Annotated in this window: 14 protein-coding genes; 8 read left to right on the top strand and 6 right to left on the bottom strand. The window is 72.2% G+C overall.

Annotation, left to right across the window (positions count from 1 at the left end):
* Window positions 1–40 precede the first annotated feature (40 nt).
* The gene (locus IE153_RS38610; RefSeq protein WP_189594345.1) at window positions 41–1,147 is read right to left on the bottom strand and encodes a GDSL-type esterase/lipase family protein; all 1,107 of its coding nucleotides are present in this window, start codon (window positions 1,145–1,147) and stop codon (window positions 41–43) included.
* 144 nt (window positions 1,148–1,291) lie between these two features.
* On the opposite strand from IE153_RS38610, the gene IE153_RS38605 reads away from it, so the two are divergent.
* Together IE153_RS38605 and IE153_RS38600 are read left to right on the top strand one after the other, a co-directional pair.
* Complete coding sequence (locus IE153_RS38605) at window positions 1,292–2,455, top strand: CaiB/BaiF CoA transferase family protein (RefSeq protein ID WP_189594377.1); 1,164 nt, start codon at window positions 1,292–1,294, stop codon at window positions 2,453–2,455.
* Entirely contained in the window at window positions 2,452–2,847 is a 396-nt protein-coding gene (locus IE153_RS38600) for a hypothetical protein (protein WP_189594344.1), read from the top strand. The genes IE153_RS38605 and IE153_RS38600 overlap by 4 nt, the downstream gene beginning before the upstream one ends.
* A gap of 7 nt (window positions 2,848–2,854) precedes the next feature.
* Here IE153_RS38600 and IE153_RS38595 read toward each other — a convergent pair whose 3' ends face one another.
* From IE153_RS38595 to IE153_RS38580, 4 genes are all read right to left on the bottom strand, one after another.
* Window positions 2,855–4,348 (bottom strand): tripartite tricarboxylate transporter permease, encoded by a 1,494-nt coding sequence (locus tag IE153_RS38595; RefSeq protein WP_189594343.1) that lies wholly within the window; start codon window positions 4,346–4,348, stop codon window positions 2,855–2,857.
* Between the two features lies 1 nt (window position 4,349).
* Window positions 4,350–4,889, bottom strand: a complete 540-nt coding sequence (locus IE153_RS38590; protein ID WP_189594342.1) for a tripartite tricarboxylate transporter TctB family protein — start codon at window positions 4,887–4,889, stop codon at window positions 4,350–4,352.
* Complete coding sequence (locus IE153_RS38585) at window positions 4,886–5,869, bottom strand: Bug family tripartite tricarboxylate transporter substrate binding protein (protein WP_189594376.1); 984 nt, start codon at window positions 5,867–5,869, stop codon at window positions 4,886–4,888. The genes IE153_RS38590 and IE153_RS38585 overlap by 4 nt, the downstream gene beginning before the upstream one ends.
* Window positions 5,870–6,081: 212 nt before the next feature.
* On the bottom strand, window positions 6,082–8,085 hold the full coding sequence (locus IE153_RS38580; RefSeq protein WP_189594341.1) for a flavin monoamine oxidase family protein: 2,004 nt from the start codon (window positions 8,083–8,085) through the stop codon (window positions 6,082–6,084).
* A 290-nt stretch (window positions 8,086–8,375) separates the two neighbouring features.
* Between IE153_RS38580 and IE153_RS38575 the strand changes: the two genes are divergently transcribed.
* From IE153_RS38575 to IE153_RS38565, 3 genes are all read left to right on the top strand, one after another.
* Window positions 8,376–10,274 (top strand): CASTOR/POLLUX-related putative ion channel, encoded by a 1,899-nt coding sequence (locus IE153_RS38575; protein WP_189594340.1) that lies wholly within the window; start codon window positions 8,376–8,378, stop codon window positions 10,272–10,274.
* 126 nt (window positions 10,275–10,400) lie between these two features.
* Complete coding sequence (locus IE153_RS38570) at window positions 10,401–10,571, top strand: DUF5670 family protein (RefSeq protein WP_031139394.1); 171 nt, start codon at window positions 10,401–10,403, stop codon at window positions 10,569–10,571.
* Between the two features lie 89 nt (window positions 10,572–10,660).
* The gene (locus tag IE153_RS38565) at window positions 10,661–11,152 is read left to right on the top strand and encodes a hemerythrin domain-containing protein (RefSeq protein WP_189594339.1); all 492 of its coding nucleotides are present in this window, start codon (window positions 10,661–10,663) and stop codon (window positions 11,150–11,152) included.
* A 90-nt stretch (window positions 11,153–11,242) separates the two neighbouring features.
* On the opposite strand, the gene IE153_RS38560 is transcribed toward IE153_RS38565, so the two are convergent.
* A complete protein-coding gene (locus tag IE153_RS38560; protein WP_189594338.1) occupies window positions 11,243–12,130 on the bottom strand; it encodes a DUF4436 family protein in 888 nt (295 codons plus the stop codon).
* A 498-nt stretch (window positions 12,131–12,628) separates the two neighbouring features.
* Here IE153_RS38560 and IE153_RS38555 point away from each other — a divergent pair, with 498 nt between their 5' ends.
* The 3 genes from IE153_RS38555 to IE153_RS38545 are packed head-to-tail and all read left to right on the top strand — an operon-like array spanning window position 12,629 to window position 15,431.
* On the top strand, window positions 12,629–13,753 hold the full coding sequence (locus IE153_RS38555; protein WP_189594337.1) for a Gfo/Idh/MocA family protein: 1,125 nt from the start codon (window positions 12,629–12,631) through the stop codon (window positions 13,751–13,753).
* Window positions 13,750–14,673 carry a DUF6807 domain-containing protein gene (locus IE153_RS38550; RefSeq protein WP_189594336.1) on the top strand — a complete coding sequence of 308 codons (924 nt, stop codon included), beginning with the start codon at window positions 13,750–13,752 and terminating at the stop codon, window positions 14,671–14,673. Before IE153_RS38555 ends, IE153_RS38550 begins: the two co-directional genes overlap by 4 nt.
* Window positions 14,667–15,431 (top strand): cupin domain-containing protein, encoded by a 765-nt coding sequence (locus IE153_RS38545; protein WP_189594335.1) that lies wholly within the window; start codon window positions 14,667–14,669, stop codon window positions 15,429–15,431. The genes IE153_RS38550 and IE153_RS38545 overlap by 7 nt, the downstream gene beginning before the upstream one ends.
* Window positions 15,432–15,491: the final 60 nt, after the last annotated feature.

Genomic DNA, 15,491 nt, shown 5'->3' with positions numbered 1-15,491 from the left:
AAGGGCCCGGTGCCGGGACATCGCCGCCCCGGCACGGTCGTCATCCGGCCGGGGCCCTCCCCGCGCAGGTGACGGTCGCCGCCGGGGTGCCGGCCGTTGCAGGGGCAGAGGCGACGAAGCCGAACGTGGCGCTCGCGCCGGGGGTGAGGGCGCCGTTCCACGCCGCGTTCGTGACGGTGGCCGTACCGTCGGCGGCGGTGGTGAGGGCGCCGTTCCAGACCTGGGTGAGACGTGTGCCCTTCGCCGGTACGACGGTCGCCGTCCAGCCCGGAACCGCGGACGCCGACGTGTTCGTCACCGTCACCTCGCCCTGGTAGCCGCCCTGCCAGGTGGAGACGGCCCGGAAGCGCGCGGTGCACGCGTCCGGGTCCCCGCCCGGGTCACCCGGACCGCCGGGGTCCGGCGGTACGGCGTCGAGGGCCGCCGCCAGGGGCGGGAACCAGCGGGCGGCGATCTTGTCGTCACCGGAGGCGTTGGGGTGCACGCCGTCGTAGGTGTCGGTGGCCGTGCTGAAACCGGTCCACTGGTCGACCACGGTGACGGGGGAGCGGTCGGTGCCGGTCGCCCGGGCCCAGCCGGGGATCCGGGCGTTGAAGTCGACGACCCGCTGCGCACAGGCCGTGCAACTGCTCGGGTTCATGGGGATCAGCTGCGCCACGAGGATCCGCATGTCCGGATTCGAGGCCCTCATCTGCGCCACGAGTGTGGTGTAGGCGGCGAGGATGCGGTCGGGCGAGATGCTGCTCCAGACGTCGTTCGTGCCGAAGTGCATGACAACGATGTCCGGACGCGTGGAGGCCAGCCTGCCGGGCAGCAGGTTCTGGTCCGCCACGTTGGTGACCAGCTCCCCGCCGTGACCTTCGTTGTCCCCGTCGTGCGCCTGCCCGCAGCCCTGCGGGGGGAGGGTGCCGACGAAGTCGATGTCCTTGTACCCGCTGGTGACCAGCCGGTTCCACAGCACGGCCCGCCAGCAGCCCGGTGAGCCGGTGATCGAGTCGCCGAGCGGCATGACCCGGACGGGGTCCGCGGCGGGGGCGGCCGTCGCGCGGGGCGCCAACGTCATGCCGAGGGGGAGGAGCAGGGCGGCCAGGAGGCCGAGAACGGACATGACCCGTAAGTGCGGGGACGAGTGGGGGGTTCTGGGCATGGTGGTCCCTTCCCTGAGAGGTGGGAGCGCTCCCACATCATCAAGCCATCGTTGTCATTGACGCGTCAAGGGGTGCGGTGATGAGAGGGTGAGGTCCGGCGGCCGAGAACGATCAACGACGATCACCCGGAGGCAGACGTGGACCTGGAGCGTGGCGCCCTGAACGGGGTGCGGATCGCGGACTTCTCGCGGGTCCTGGCCGGGCCGTACGCGACCATGCTCCTCGCCGACCTCGGCGCCGACGTGGTGAAGGTCGAGCGTCCGGGGGCGGGTGACGAGACCCGGCAGTGGCGTCCGCCGGCCGACGAACACGGCACCTCCACCTACTTCCTCGGCGTCAACCGCAACAAGCGCTCGGTCGCCCTGGACCTGTCGGACGAGGCCGGCCGGGAGCGGGCCCGTGCCCTCGTCGCCGAGTCGGACGTGCTGGTGGAGAACTTCCGGCCCGGCACGATGGAACGGCTCGGCCTCGGCCACGACGAACTGAAGGCCCGCCACCCCGGCCTGATCTACTGCTCGATCAGCGGCTTCGGGACGGGCGCGGGGGCCGCGATCCCCGGCTACGACCTCCTCGTCCAGGCCGTGGGCGGACTGATGAGCGTCACCGGGGAGCCCGAGGGCGAACCGACCAAGGCCGGGGTGGCCCTGGTCGACGTGATCACCGGACTGCACGCGACGCTCGGGATCATGGCGGCCCTGCGGCACCGGGACGCCACCGGCGAGGGGCAGCGCGTGGAGGTGAACCTGCTGAGTTCGCTGCTGTCGGCGATGGTCAACCAGGCCTCCGCGTACGCCGTCGCGGGCGTCGTGCCGGGACGGATGGGCAACGCGCACCCGAGCATCGCCCCGTACGAGACCTTCCCCACCGCCGACCGTCCGCTGGCCCTCGCGGTGGGCAACGACGGACAGTTCGCGGCACTGGCCGGGGCGCTCGGCCGCCCGGACCTCGCCGGTGACCCCCGGTTCCGCACGAACCCCGAACGGGTGGCCCACCGCGCCGAGTTGCGTCGGACCCTGGCCGAACGGCTGTGCACGGCGGGTGCCGACCACTGGACCGGCGTGCTGTCGGCGGCCGGGGTCCCCGCCGGTCCCGTGAACACCGTCGACGAGGCGTTCGCCTTCGCCGAGCGGCTCGGACTGCCCGGCATCGTCACGGTGCCCGGGACGGACGGCGGGGCGGGGGCCCGGCAGGTGGCGTGCCCCATCACGCTGAGCGCGTCACCGGCGCACCACCGGCTGCCGCCTCCGGCGCTCGGCGAGCACACCGCGGAGGTCTTCGGCGACTCCGGGGCCGTTGTGGATGGTTGAGGGGGACCGGCTCGACGACCGCGGACGACACCGGACCCCCGACCGGCCGGACCGGCCCGGCCCGGGCGCTGGCCCGGCGCGCGGACGGGCTGACCAGCACGGTCGTCGGACTGCACGGATGGCAGGGCGCCGAGGCGGCCGTGGCCCACGCGGTCGGCACCAACGCCTGCGGCCACCACTCGGCGACCCCGTACCTCACCCTGCCCGCCCACCCGGGCGGCACCCACCTCCTGGTGACCCTCGTCGTGCTGAGCGCCGACCCGGACGTGAAAGGCGACACGACAGCGAACGGCGACCCGCACGCGCGAGGTTCAGGAACGCGCGTACGGGTCGCCGTGGCCGGGGAGGTGGAGATCCGCTTCCCGGACGACACCCGGGAACGGGTGCCGTGACACCGGGTCAGGCCGCCGCGCGGCTCCGCGTCACCGCCTTCCTCAGCAGCGGCCACACCAGCAGCAGCACGATCACCGCGTACACGGTCACCGCGAACGGCGTGTTGACCAGGCCCGTCACGCTGCCGTCGCTGATCTGCAGGGCGCGCCGCAACTGCTGTTCGGCGTTCGGCCCGAGGATCACACCGATGACGGCGGGCAGCACGGGCAGCCCGTAGCGACGCATGCCGAAACCGATCAGACCGATGATCAGCAGGATCACCAGGTCGATCACCTCACCGCCGACCGCGTACGCGCCGACCGCAGCGAAGAACATGATCCCGGCGTAGAGGTAGGGCCGCGGGATGCGCAGCAGCTTCGCCCACACCGGCGCCAGCGGCAGGTTCAGCGCGAGCAGCAGCACCATGCCGACGAACAGGGAGGCGATCAGGCCCCACACCAGGTCCGGTTCACGCTCGAAGAGCAGCGGACCGGGCTGGATGCCGTACTGCTGGAAGGCGGCCAGCATCACGGCCGCGACCGCCGTGGTCGGCAGGCCCAGGGTCAGCATCGACACCAGCGTCCCCGCCGCCGAGGCCGACGCCGCCGACTCCGGGCCCGCCACGCCCTCGATGGCGCCCTTGCCCCACTCGTCCTTGTGCTTCGACAGGCGCTTCTCCGTCACGTACGACAGGAAGGTGGGTATCTCCGCGCCGCCGGCCGGGATCGCGCCGAAGGGGAAGCCGATGAACGGGCCGCGCAGCCACGACTTCCAGGTCCGGTTCACATCGTCGCGCCCCAGCCACGGACGCCCCACCGGGATCGGCTCCGGCGGCCTGCGCCGCAGATGGGCCGCCACCCACAGGGCCTCGCCGATCGCGAAGAGCCCGACCGCCACGATCACCACGTCGATGCCGTCGGCGAGTTGGAGCGATCCGAACGTCAGGCGCTGCTGGCCGGTCATCTGGTCCAGGCCCACCAGGCCCAGGGTGAGGCCGATCAGCAGGGAGGCGAGGCCCCGGATGCGGGACGAGCCCAGCACCGACGTCACCGCGATGAACGCCAGCACCATGATGGCGAAGTAGTCCGGGGCGCCGATGTCCACGGCCAGTTTCGCCACCGTCGGCGCGAGCGCCACGAGCAGCAGCGTGCCGATCAGGCCGCCCGCGAAGTGCCCGACGGCGGCCGCCGCGAGGGCCTGGGCGCCGCGCCCGGACTTGGCCATGGGGTTGCCCTCCATGGCCGCCACCACCGCCGCGCTCTCACCCGGGGTGTTGAGCAGGATCGAGGTGGTCGAACCGCCGAACATCGCGCCGTAGTAGATGCCGGCGAACATGATGAACGCGCCGGTCGGGTCGAGCCCGTACGTCACCGGCAGCAGCAGCGCCACCGCCATGGCCGGGCCGATGCCCGGCAGCACCCCGATCGCCGTGCCGAGCAGCACGCCGATCACGGCCCAGAGGAGATTGATCGGCGTGAGGGCCGTACCGAAGCCGTCCAGAAGGGAGTTGAGGGCGTTCATGTCACAGCACTCCCATCAGCGGACCACCGGGCAGGGGCACTCCGAGCAGGTTGTTGAAGACGGTGTAGGTGACCAGGGACAGCCCGGCCGCGATGAGCGGATCGCGGTCGATCCTGCGGCTGCCCAGCGCGAAGGCCGCACCCCAGAAGAGCAGCGCGCCCGCGACGGGGAAACCGAGCGGCTCGATGAGGACGGCAGCGCCGAGGAACACCCCGGAGAGCAGCAGCACCGTGCGCCAGTCGGCGGGCTCGGACAGGTCGATGTCCTCTCCGCCCTCGGCCTGGCCCCGGCCGCCCCGCAGCACGTCCAGGGCGAGCAGGGCGGCGATGACCAGCAGGCCGGCGCCGACCACGATCGGCACGGTCTTCGGGCCGACCGGGCCGCGCTGGGCGATGTCGACGTCCATGGTGAGCGCGTCGGTCAGGACGAGGACGCCGAGTGCCAGCAGCAGGGCGCAGACGCCGAGTTCGGAGTGCTCGCGCAGCCACGAGCGCTGATCCCCGCCGGTCTCGGCGGGGGGAATGTCGGTCTGTGTCGTCACAGTCCCAGCTCCTTCAGCACCGAAACCACGCGCTTGTCCTCGGCGTCGAGGAACGCGCCGAACTCGTCGCCGGTGAGGAAGGCGTCGTCCCAGCCGTTCTGCCGCAGGGAGGTGCGCCACTCGTCCGAGTCGTGGAGCTCCTCGATCAGCTTCACGAGCTTGTCGCGCTCCCCGTCGTTCAGGCCGGGCGGGGCGACGATGCCGCGCCAGTTGGTGAAGTTCACGTCGTAGCCCGCCTCCTTCAGCGTGGGCGCGTCGAGCCCGCCGACGCGCTCGGGGCCGGTGACCGCGAGGAGGCGCAGCTCGCCCGCCTTGATCTGGTCCAGGTACTCGCCGACCCCGGAGACACCGAAGGCGACCTTGTTGCCGAGGATCGAGGCGAGCAGTTCGCCGCCGCCGTCGAAGGGGATGTAGTTGACCTGCTTCGGGGGGATCCCGGCGGCCCGGGCCATCAGCATCGGCGCGAGGTGATCGGGTCCGCCGGGCGACGAGCCGCCGCCCACGGGGAGCTTGCCCGGGTTGTCCTTCCAAGCGCCGATCAGGTCGTCGATCGTCTTGTACGGCGAGTCCTTCGCCACGACCACCACGTCCTGCTCCTCGGTGAGCCGGGCGATCGGCGTGGTGTCTCCGAGCGTCTTCGGCGCGTCGTTGGAGCGGACGGCGCCCACGACCCCGAGGCCCATGGACATGGCGAGCTTGCCGTTGCCGTGCTCGCTCACCAGCCGGCTCAGGCCCACCGTGCCGCCGGCGCCGGGCAGGTTGAACACCTCGATGTTGTGGGTGAGTCCGGCGTCCTCGGCGTTCTTCGCGGCTGTGCGGGCCGTGATGTCGTAGCCGCCGCCGGGGGTGTTGGGGACCATGAAACGCAGGCCCGGGATCTGTGTGCCGGTCTCGGAGCCGCTGCCGGTGGTCAGCAGCGGTGGTCCGACGAGCACGAGCACGGCGGCCCCGAGCAGGGCGAGGGGGGTGCGCAGGCGCACGAGTGCCACCACCTGTCGGTACGTCGATGCGGGTAGGTAACGGCCCTGTGGGGGAGGGTGACGTGGGCCACATCGTGCCCGGGCTTCGCCGTACTGTCTGCCTTGCGGAACCAACGGAGGTTGTGGTCGTTGCGGTCACCGGAGGCGCCGACGGGTGCGGGCCGAACGCGCGGGGCCCCGGCGCATGCGCGCCGGGGCTCCGCGATCAACGGTCAGCGATCCGTGTGGACCTCCAGGGCGGCCCGCACGGCCGACTCCAGGGCCCCCTCGATCCATGCCGGTTTGACGGACGTGTGGTCACCGGCGAAGTGCAACGGCCCCTCGCGCTCGGGGATGACGGGCAACAGCTCGGTGTGCTGTCCGGGCAGCAGCACGGACGCCTCCCCGTAGGCGTAGGGGTCGCGCAGCCAGCTCTGGGTACGACCCGCGCCGGTGTAGAACACCTCGATGCGCCGGCCGTAGACCTGCTGGAGACCGCACAGCGCGTGCGGATACCTCGCCTCGTCGTCCAGGGAGTCCCAGCGCAGCGCGTCGTCGGCCCAGCTGTAGGACGCCAGGACCACGCCCCCCGCGCTGCCCGGGACCGGGTGGGACGGGTTGAACATGAAGCGGTTGGCGTTGTCCGACACCGAGCCGCCGCCCACGACACCGGCCGCCTCCGGCTGGTCCCGGCCGATCGCGCGGTTCGCGGCGTAGTGGGTGCGCTGAGCCTGCGTGATGTGCCCGCCGGGCACCGAGGGATGCGCGCCGAGGAGGCTGCCGTCCGCGGGGGCCTTGCCGGTGCGGTAGGCGTTGTACAGGCCCGGGTCGACGGCGTTCAGCTCGCGCTTCCAGTCGTCCTCGTCGAACTCCCACCAGCGGCGGCTGAACTCGAGCAGCACCTTGGTCGCGCTGTCGTAGTGCAGCTCGCAGACCGCGCGGCGCTTGCGGTAGGACAGCGGCGGGTCGATCTGCACATGGCGCAGCCCGGAGAACGGCACCGTGACCACGGCGACGTCGGCGGTGAACTGCTCGCGGACGACCGGGCCGTCGCGGCCCTCGGACACGGTGTCCACCCACACGTGCGGGCCCTTGCCGCGCACGTGGGCTCCGTCCGGGGACGGCCGGTCGGGGTGGTGGTACTGGATGCGCGTCACCCGGCGGTCGAACCGCACCTCCTTGCGCACCCGTTCGAGCAGGGCGTCCGGCAGCACGGCCGTGCCGCCCTCCAGCTCGTAGAAGGGAGTGTCGGGGCTGATGAGGGAGGAGCCGATGAAGCTGTGGATGAAGGACAGCGGGAGGCGTGAGGTGAGGTTCTCCAGCGTGCCGATCAGGTCGACGGTCCGCTCGTCCAGACCGGCGTGCTCGGTGAGGAAGCGGAACATCGACCAGTCGCCGAACCGCTTCACCACCCGCGCCCAGCCCCGCAGCCGCTCCGGCAGCGGTTTGTCGACCCGCTTGCCGTCCCGGCCGACATAGCTGAACTCGTCGCGCACGGGGTCCAGCGCGGCACGCAGGATCGCTGCGGCGGGGGTGTCCCAGTGGGCCTTCGGGACGCCGAAGGACCGGTTCACGCGCCGGGGGGAGCGGGCGTAGTCGGCGCGCCGCTCGCGGATGCCGTTGACGTGGATCCAGGTCCGGGCGGCGGGACGTCCCTCCTCGTCGACGTCGACGTAGTGGAAGCGCCGCTTCTTCAGGTCGAACCGGTCGATGAGTTCCATCACCAGCGGGTGACTGCCGGGGATGCGCATCGCGCCCGCCTCGGCGTACTGGCCGGGATCGGCGAAGGGCTGCCCGGCGCCTTCGTGGCCGCCCTTGCGGAAGGTCTTGATGCGGCCGCCCGCCCGGTTGCCGTTGGCCTCCAGGACCGTCACCCGGTGCCCCGCCTCCTTCAGCAGCCAGGCGGCCACCAGCCCGGACGGGCCGGCGCCGATGACGAGGACGTCCTTGGGGCTGGTCCGTCGCGCCGGCAGTCCGTCCTTCAGGGCGCGCAGGTAGCGCGGGACGAGGGGGCGGTCGTCGGAGTCCAGGACGAGCAGGGCACGGGCGACGGCGAGGCATCTGTCGGAGTCGGCGCCGCGGCTGCCGCCGGGAGCGTTCGGGGCGAGCGGTGCGGGCAGGGCCGTGGCGGTACCCCCGGTCAGGGCCGTCGCCACCGTGGCCGTGCCGGCCACCGCCGCGAACTCCCGACGGGAGAGACCACCTTCAGAGCGCACCACCGCGTGATCATCTGTCATGGCGATCTTTGTAACGGTGGTCGTGGCGGGGTGCCGCCGTTCGGCCGGGCGTTGCCCCTAAGGAGCGAATCAGGCGCAAAACCCTCACGTCACAGTGGATCCGCCACCCCCGGCGTGCCCGCCCGACCCGAAGGAATGAACGCGTGGCGAATCGCCTCCGCCGCCGCGAACGAGCCTCCACACTGCGACTGCGTATCCACAACCGTGCTCTCCGGCCGTTGCGCCCGGCGTGCCGCCCCGCGCGGCGCGGGCCGGCCGCACGAGAGCCCGGGGCGACCGAGGGGGGAAGGGTGGCGCAGCGGTGCACCGCGTGGGGTGACCGGGTCCGTTACTGGTTCGACAGCACGCTGGCCCGCGGTGCCTCCGCCCTGGTCGGTTGGATGGCGCTGCTGTGTCTGGCCGTCGTCGTCCCGGCCAGTGCGCTGGTGGTGTGGACCGACCCGCACGCGCCGGAGTCCCTGCCGGACCGGCTGGCACAGGTGTGGCGCCTCACGGGGGAGACCCTGCGGCTGGGCGGGGCGACCGGCACGCCGCTGCGCGTGACGATGTCGGTGCTGCTCGCCCTGGTCGCGCTGCTGTACGTCTCGACGCTGGTCGGCCTGATCACGACGGCGCTCACGGAGCGGCTCACCGCGTTGCGGCGCGGCCGGTCGACCGTGCTCGAACAAGGGCACGCCGTGGTCCTGGGCTGGTCGGAACAGGTGTTCACGGTCGTCGGCGAGCTGGTGGCCGCCAACGCCAACCAGCGAGGCGCGGCGGTGGTGGTGCTGGCCGACCGCGACAAGACCGCGATGGAGGAGGCACTCGGCACGAAGCTGGGACAGGTCGGCGGGACGCGGCTGATCTGCCGCAGCGGCCCCACCACCGACCCGGCCGTGCTCACCCTGACCAGTCCGGCGACGGCCGGTGTCGTGCTGGTCCTGCCTCGCGACGAGCCCGACGCCGATGCCGAGGTCGTCAAGACGCTGCTGGCGCTGCGGGCTGCCCTGGCCGGGGTGGAGAACCGCCCGCGCGTCGTCGCCGCCGTACGGGACGACCGCTACCGGCTGGCCGCAGGCCTCGCCGCCGGCCCGGGCGGTGTCGTCCTGGAGAGCGACACCGTCACGGCCCGGCTGATCGTCCAGGCCGCCCGACGCCCCGGGCTCTCCCTCGTCCACCAGGAGCTCCTCGACTTCGCCGGCGACGAGTTCTACCTGGTCGGCGAAGAGTCCCTGACGGGCCGCCCGTTCGGCGACGCGCTGCTGTCCTATCCGACGTCCAGCGTCGTCGGGCTGGTGCGCGGCGACACCCCGCTGCTCAACCCGCCGCCGCAGACGACCGTCGCCGAGGGCGATCTGCTCATCCTCATCTCCCGCGACGACGACACGGCCTGGATGGGGGAGTGCGGGCACTGGGTCGAGAAGGCGGCGATGGCCTCCGGTCCCGCGATGCCCGCTCGGCCGGAGCGGGTCCTGCTGCTCGGCTGGAACCGCCGGGCGCCGCTCATGGTCGACCAGCTGCGCCGCCGTGCCCGGCCCGGGTCGGTCGTCGACGTGGTGGCGGACGGCGGCGAAGCGACGGTCCGCCAGGTGCGCGAGTCGGGCGCGCCCCACGACACCGGCCTGACCCTCACCCTCCACCGGGGGGACGTCACCCGCCCCGAGACCCTGAGGCGTCTGGACGTGCACTCCTACGACAGCGTGATCGTCGTGGGGGAGGACCCCGCGCCCGGGCAGGCCCCGGACGAACCCGACAACCGCACGCTCGTCACCCTGCTGTTGCTCCGACAGATCGAGGAAGCCTCCGGGCGTGAACTCCCCGTCGTCACCGAGCTGGTGGACGACCGCAACCGGGCTCTGGCGCCCCTCGGGCCCGGAGCCGACGTGATCATCAGCGGCAAGCTCATCGGCCTGCTCATGGCGCAGATCTCCCAGAACCGGCACCTCGCGGCGGTCTTCGCGGAGCTGTTCTCCGCCGACGGCACCGGCATCCGCCTGCGACCGGCCGGCGACTACGTGCTGCCCGGGTGCGAGACGTCCTTCGCCACCGTCGTGGCCGCGGCACGCGGGCGCGGCGAGTGTGCCATCGGCTACCGCGGCCGTGCCGACGCCTCGACGGGTCCGGGGTACGGCGTGCGGGTCAACCCGCCCAAGTCCGAGCGCCGCCGTTGGACGGCCGCCGACGAGGTGATCGTCGTGGGGACGGACTGAGAAGGAGTTCGCTCTCCCCGCTCGGCCAAGCGATTCAAGTTCCCGTGAATCTTGTGGAGAAACACGGAAATTCGACTGTGTGTTCGTCGATCGGCAGGGCATCAGGACGAGCGGAGGTTGATAACCATGGTTCCCCTGCTTCTTGTCCTGCTGCTGGCCCTGGTCCTGTTCGGTGCGGGTTTCGCGCTGAAGGCCCTGTGGTGGATCGCGGTGATCGTGCTGGTGCTGTGGCTGCTGGGCTTCGTGCTGCGCAGCGCCGACAGTGGTGGCCGTAGGGGCCGCTGGTATCGCTGGTAGACCGGAAGACGCCCTGCGGCGAGCGAAACATCAGGAATGGGGTAAACGAAAGTGACCCGATTCTCTCCTGGGAAAGGCATTCCATTTCCATGGCCGACACAAAAGACGTCGTAGAACTCATTCTTCAGGACCACCGGCGCATGGAGGACCTGTTCCGTCGCATGCGGAGCGTCGAGGACGACCGGGCGGGTGCGTTGCGGGAGTTCGCCGAGCTGCTGATCGCGCACGCGCAGGCCGAGGAGGCCGAGGTCTATCCGGCGCTCAAGCGGTACAAGAACATCGATGACGAAGAGGTCGAGCACGGCGAGCACGAGCACGACGAGGGCAACGAGGCCCTCCTGGGGCTCCTCGAGGTCGAGGAGGTCGGCTCCGACGAGTGGGACTCGAAGCTCGAGGAGCTGGTGGAGGCCGTCACGCACCACGCCGACGAGGAGGAGCGCACCATCCTCAACGGCGCCCGGGAGAACGTGGCGATGGAGCGTCGCGAGGAGCTCGGCCTGGCGTTCGTGCGGGAGCGTGAGCGTCAGTTGAAGGCCGGGTGCGGTTCCGTGGAGAACGTACGCAAGATCGTCAAGTCCTGACCCGACCGGGCCGGCCCTGGTGATCACCGCTCACGCGCGGTGACCACCAGGGCCGTTCGCTGTCGCGAGCGGCCATCCGGACGACGGGCCTCAGGCGCCTTGCGTGTCGGCCGCGCGCAGGGCGGTCCGGATGCCGAAGGTGACCACGACGATCAGGCACAGGGCGACGACGGCCTCGGCCCAGAAGAAGGCGAACCAGTCCAGCACGCAGCCGATCGGCGGAGTGCCGGGGGCGGTGTTGCGGAACGCCGCGAGGGCGAACAGCGTGGCGGCCATCCAGGCGAGGGCGGGCCAGACCAGGCCCTGTCGGCGGGTCGTCAGGTACCAGGCCCCGAGGAGTACGGACGACGCCAGCGCCCACATCGCGACCATCATGAAGACCGCGAAGGTGAGCAGGCTGCCCGACCGGGACAGCTTCAGCGCCACGGCGGCCTCCTGCCCGGAGGGCGGGGGTGTCACCGAGACGGAGAAGAGGGTGTCGGCGTTGGAGAAGCGCATCCGCACCGGTACCGGTTTGCCGCCCACCACGGCCCAGAACTCGATGTCGGTGTCGTAGGTGTCGAACGGGTAATCGCTGATCGATCCACCCGTGATCGCGACCCGCACGTCCTGGGGCGCGAGCCGCTCGTGCGCTTCGAACGCCAGGTCACTGAGGGTCGCCACGGACGTCTGGAGGCTGAGGTCGGCCACCGGGGCGGTCCCCTCCTCCTCGCCGAGGGCCCCACGCGGGCTGACTCTGACGCGCAGGACGAGCTCACCGGCCGCGGCGTCGACGCTCTGGACGGTGGCCTCCACGTCCACCCGGTCGACGGCTCGGGACCCGGCCGTGTGCACCGTGTCCTTCGCCTGCCGCTCGGTGTACTGCAGCCACGACCCCACGGACACCGCCGCCAGGATCAGGACCGCGAGGGGGATCAGGACCAGCAGGATGGACGGCCCGGAACGGCGTGGGCGGGGAGCGTGCGTGGGCGGGGCCATGGCGACTCCGATGGGGTGGGCAGGGCGACGGGCTCGTCCCGCACGGCGGTAAGTCACCCTCCGATCACAGGCGGACACTGTATGTGGTGCGTGAGGTGACGTCACGGAGGCGGCGGCTCAAGGCCTGTGCCGCTCCCCGCGCGCCGCGCGGACGAGTCCCGGGCCGCCCGGCGCCGCGCCCCCTCGCGAGGACCGCTCGACCGTGTCGTCGGCGCATGCCGAGCCGTGGACGCCGTAACCGTGTGCTGATCGGCCCCCGTCGCGTGACCGGGCGGGAGGAGGTCACCTTGCGCGGACCGTCTCGGCGTGCAGGCCGGGAACGCGTTTCCATGGCGGGGACAACGACCCGAATCTCTGCCCCAAGCTGGGACAATGCTCGGGCAGACCTTGTGCAGGTCGCTGCAGGGGGGTTGTCCAGACATTCTCTCGCGCCTAGGGTCCCTTCCGAGTGCAAGCGCTTTCCAAGCGCGAGTCCGCCGGTTGTCCGAGGAGCGCCGCATGTCCGTGTCCCCAGGGTCTCCCGCCCGCCGCCGTGTGGCCGTCGTCGGCACCGGCGCCATCGTCAGCGGCAGCCATCTGCCCGCGCTGCGGGCCCACTCCGACCGGGTGGAACTGGTGGCCGCCGTCGACGTGGACCAGGAGCGCCTCGACGCCTTCCGCGAGCTGGCCGGTGCGCAGGTCGCCGGGTTCACCTCGGTGGACGCGATGCTGGACGCCGTACGCCCCGACCTCGTCCTCATCGGCACGCCGCCCTCCCTGCACCGGGACCAGACGGTGGCCGCGCTCAAGGCGGGCGCCTGGGTGCTGTGCGAGAAGCCGCTGACCCTGTCGCTCGCCGAGTACGACGAGATCGCCGCCGCCGAGGAGGCCTCCGGCGCGTACGCGGCGGTCGTCTTCCAGCACCGCTACGGATCCGGCGCCGTGCACGCCCGCGAGCTGATCACGAGCGGTGAGTTGGGCGCCCCGCTGGTCGCGCACTGCCAGACCACCTGGCACCGGGACGCCGCGTACTACGCGGTGCCGTGGCGCGGGAAGTGGGCCAGCGAGGGCGGCGGCCCCACCATGGGCCACGGCATCCACCAGTACGACCTGATGCTGCACCTGCTCGGTGAGTGGGAGGAGATCCAGGCGATGGCCGCGCGCCTGGTCCACGACACCGAGAGCGAGGACGTCTCCACCGCCCTGGTGCGGTTCAGGAGCGGCGCCCTCGCCACCGTCGTCAACAGCGTGCTCTCCCCGGACGAGGTGAGCCGCATCCGCATCGACTGCGCGGACGCCACGGTCGAGCTCACCCACCTCTACGGCCACAGCAACGACAGCTGGGCCTACACCCCGGCCCCGCACGTCGGCTCCGAGCGCGCCACCGCCTGGCGCACTCCCGCCGCCGACGTGCCCAGCTCGCACACCGCCCAGCTGGGCACACTCCTCGACGCCTACGACACCGGCACCCGGCCCCCGGGCAGCGGCCACGACGCCCGCGCCACCCTGGAGTTCGCCGCCGCCCTGTACAAGGCGGCGTTCACCGGCCGCTCGGTGCGCGCGGGGGAGATCGGCCCCGGCGACCCCTTCTACGAGGCCATGCACGGCGAGTACCCCGACTGGGCCCCCAAGGAGCGCGCATGACCATCCGCGTCACCCACACGCACGGCGAGGACATCGCCGTCACCGCAGGCGGCACGGAGATCCTCCGCTACGTCTACCGCCCCGACCCGGACCCCTTCGAGTCCCGCAAGCCCTACGCCCACCCCGTGCGCACCCTCTCGGGCCGCACGGTCACCGGCTACCGCCCGAACGACCACCGCTGGCACAAGGGCCTGCAGATGACCGCGAGCCATCTGTCCGGCCAGAACTTCTGGGGCGGCAACTGCTACGTCCACGGCCAGGGCTACCTCCCCCTGCCCGAGCGCGTCGGCTCGATGCGGCACGACGGCTTCGCGGACTTCACCGTCGAGGACGACCGCCTCACCCTCACCGAGAACCTCACCTGGATCGAGAACGGCGGCGAGGAGTGGGCGCGCGAGGAGCGCGGCCTGACGGTCCACTCGGTGGACGAGGAGGCCGGTTCCTGGGCCCTGGACTGGTCGATCCGCCTCACCAACACCCGTTCCGCACCACTGGCCTTCGGCTCCCCGACCACGGCGGGCCGTGACATGGCCGGCTACACCGGACTCCAGTGGCGCGGCCCGCGCGACTTCACCGGCGGCACCGTCTTCGCCCCGGACACCGACGCCGACGCGGGCAAGCTGATGGGCACCCAGGGCCCCTGGCTCGCCTTCACCACCGAGCACGACGACGTCGACGGCCACTCCACCCTGGTCTTCGCGCACGCGCCCGAGAACCTCGACGCGACGTCCCCGATCCACGAGTCGCACTGGTTCGTCCGCTCCGAGCCCTTCCCGACGGTCGCGTTCTCCTGGGCGTTCTTCGAGGAGTTCGAGCTGCCGCCGGGCGAGTCCTTCGGATACCGGTACCGCATCGTCGTCGCCGACGGTGCCTGGGACCGCGACCGGGTCGGCACCCACCTGGAGGGCCTGCCGTGGTGAGCGAGCCGAAACCCGCGGGCCTTCCGCACCCGCTGCCCGGCGCGATCGGCCTGTCCCACCTCAGCGCCTACGACTGGGAGGCCGCCGACGGCGTCTGCGGCGGCAGCCCGCACCTGCACCTGGTGTGCACGGAGGCGTACGTCGTCACCGGCGGCCGGGGCGCGGTCCAGACGCTGAGCCCCGACGGCTACCGGGACATCCCCCTCGAAGCCGGCTCGATCGCCTGGTTCACGCCGGGCACCGTGCACCGCATGGTGCAGGGCGGCGATCTGCGCATCACCGTGCTGATGCAGAACAGCGGCCTGCCCGAGGCCGGGGACGCCGTGTTCACCTTCCCGCCCGAGGTGCTCGCCGACCCCGACCGGTACGCCGCCGCCGCTGCCCTGCCGACCGGCACCGGACCGGAGACGGCGGCGGCCGCCCGGCGCCGCAGGGACCTCGCCGTCGAGGGCTACCTCGGGCTGCGCGAGGCCCTCGTCGCCGGGGACAACGGCCCGTACCTGGAGTTCCAGAGCGCCGCCGCACGGATCGTCCGAGACAAGGTTCCCACCTGGCGGAAGCTGTGGCGGGAGGGCGCCCTGGCCACCGCGGAGCGCACCGGCGCCCAGCTCGACGCCCTGGCCGCCGGCGATCCCGGTTACCTCGGTGAGGCCACCGCCCACGAGGCCGCGCCCACCCGGCTCGGCGGCTTCGGCATGTGCGGCCGGCGCGACGAGTACGCGCTGCCGGGCACCACGCTGCCGTACCAGGAGGAGTAGCGGCGGCAAGGGGGGACCGGGGGGTCTCAGCCAATCTCCGAGGAGAGGAGTGACCTCGGC

The organism is Streptomyces massasporeus, from assembly GCF_014648995.1.
In the GTDB taxonomy this organism is placed as follows: Bacteria; Actinomycetota; Actinomycetes; order Streptomycetales; family Streptomycetaceae; genus Streptomyces; species Streptomyces massasporeus.
This window is presented reverse-complemented; position numbering and strand designations above follow the sequence as displayed.

Bases quoted from the DNA above. Each gene is read 5' to 3' on its own strand.
- IE153_RS38555 (WP_189594337.1), top strand. From the start codon at position 12,629: ATGTCCGTGTCCCCAGGGTCTCCCGCCCGCCGCCGTGTGGCCGTCGTC.
- IE153_RS38560 (WP_189594338.1), bottom strand. From the start codon at position 12,130: ATGGCCCCGCCCACGCACGCTCCCCGCCCACGCCGTTCCGGGCCGTCC.
- IE153_RS38570 (WP_031139394.1), top strand. From the start codon at position 10,401: ATGGTTCCCCTGCTTCTTGTCCTGCTGCTGGCCCTGGTCCTGTTCGGT.
- IE153_RS38565 (WP_189594339.1), top strand. From the start codon at position 10,661: ATGGCCGACACAAAAGACGTCGTAGAACTCATTCTTCAGGACCACCGG.
- IE153_RS38580 (WP_189594341.1), bottom strand. From the start codon at position 8,085: ATGACAGATGATCACGCGGTGGTGCGCTCTGAAGGTGGTCTCTCCCGT.
- IE153_RS38595 (WP_189594343.1), bottom strand. From the start codon at position 4,348: ATGAACGCCCTCAACTCCCTTCTGGACGGCTTCGGTACGGCCCTCACG.
- IE153_RS38610 (WP_189594345.1), bottom strand. From the start codon at position 1,147: ATGCCCAGAACCCCCCACTCGTCCCCGCACTTACGGGTCATGTCCGTT.
- IE153_RS38550 (WP_189594336.1), top strand. From the start codon at position 13,750: ATGACCATCCGCGTCACCCACACGCACGGCGAGGACATCGCCGTCACC.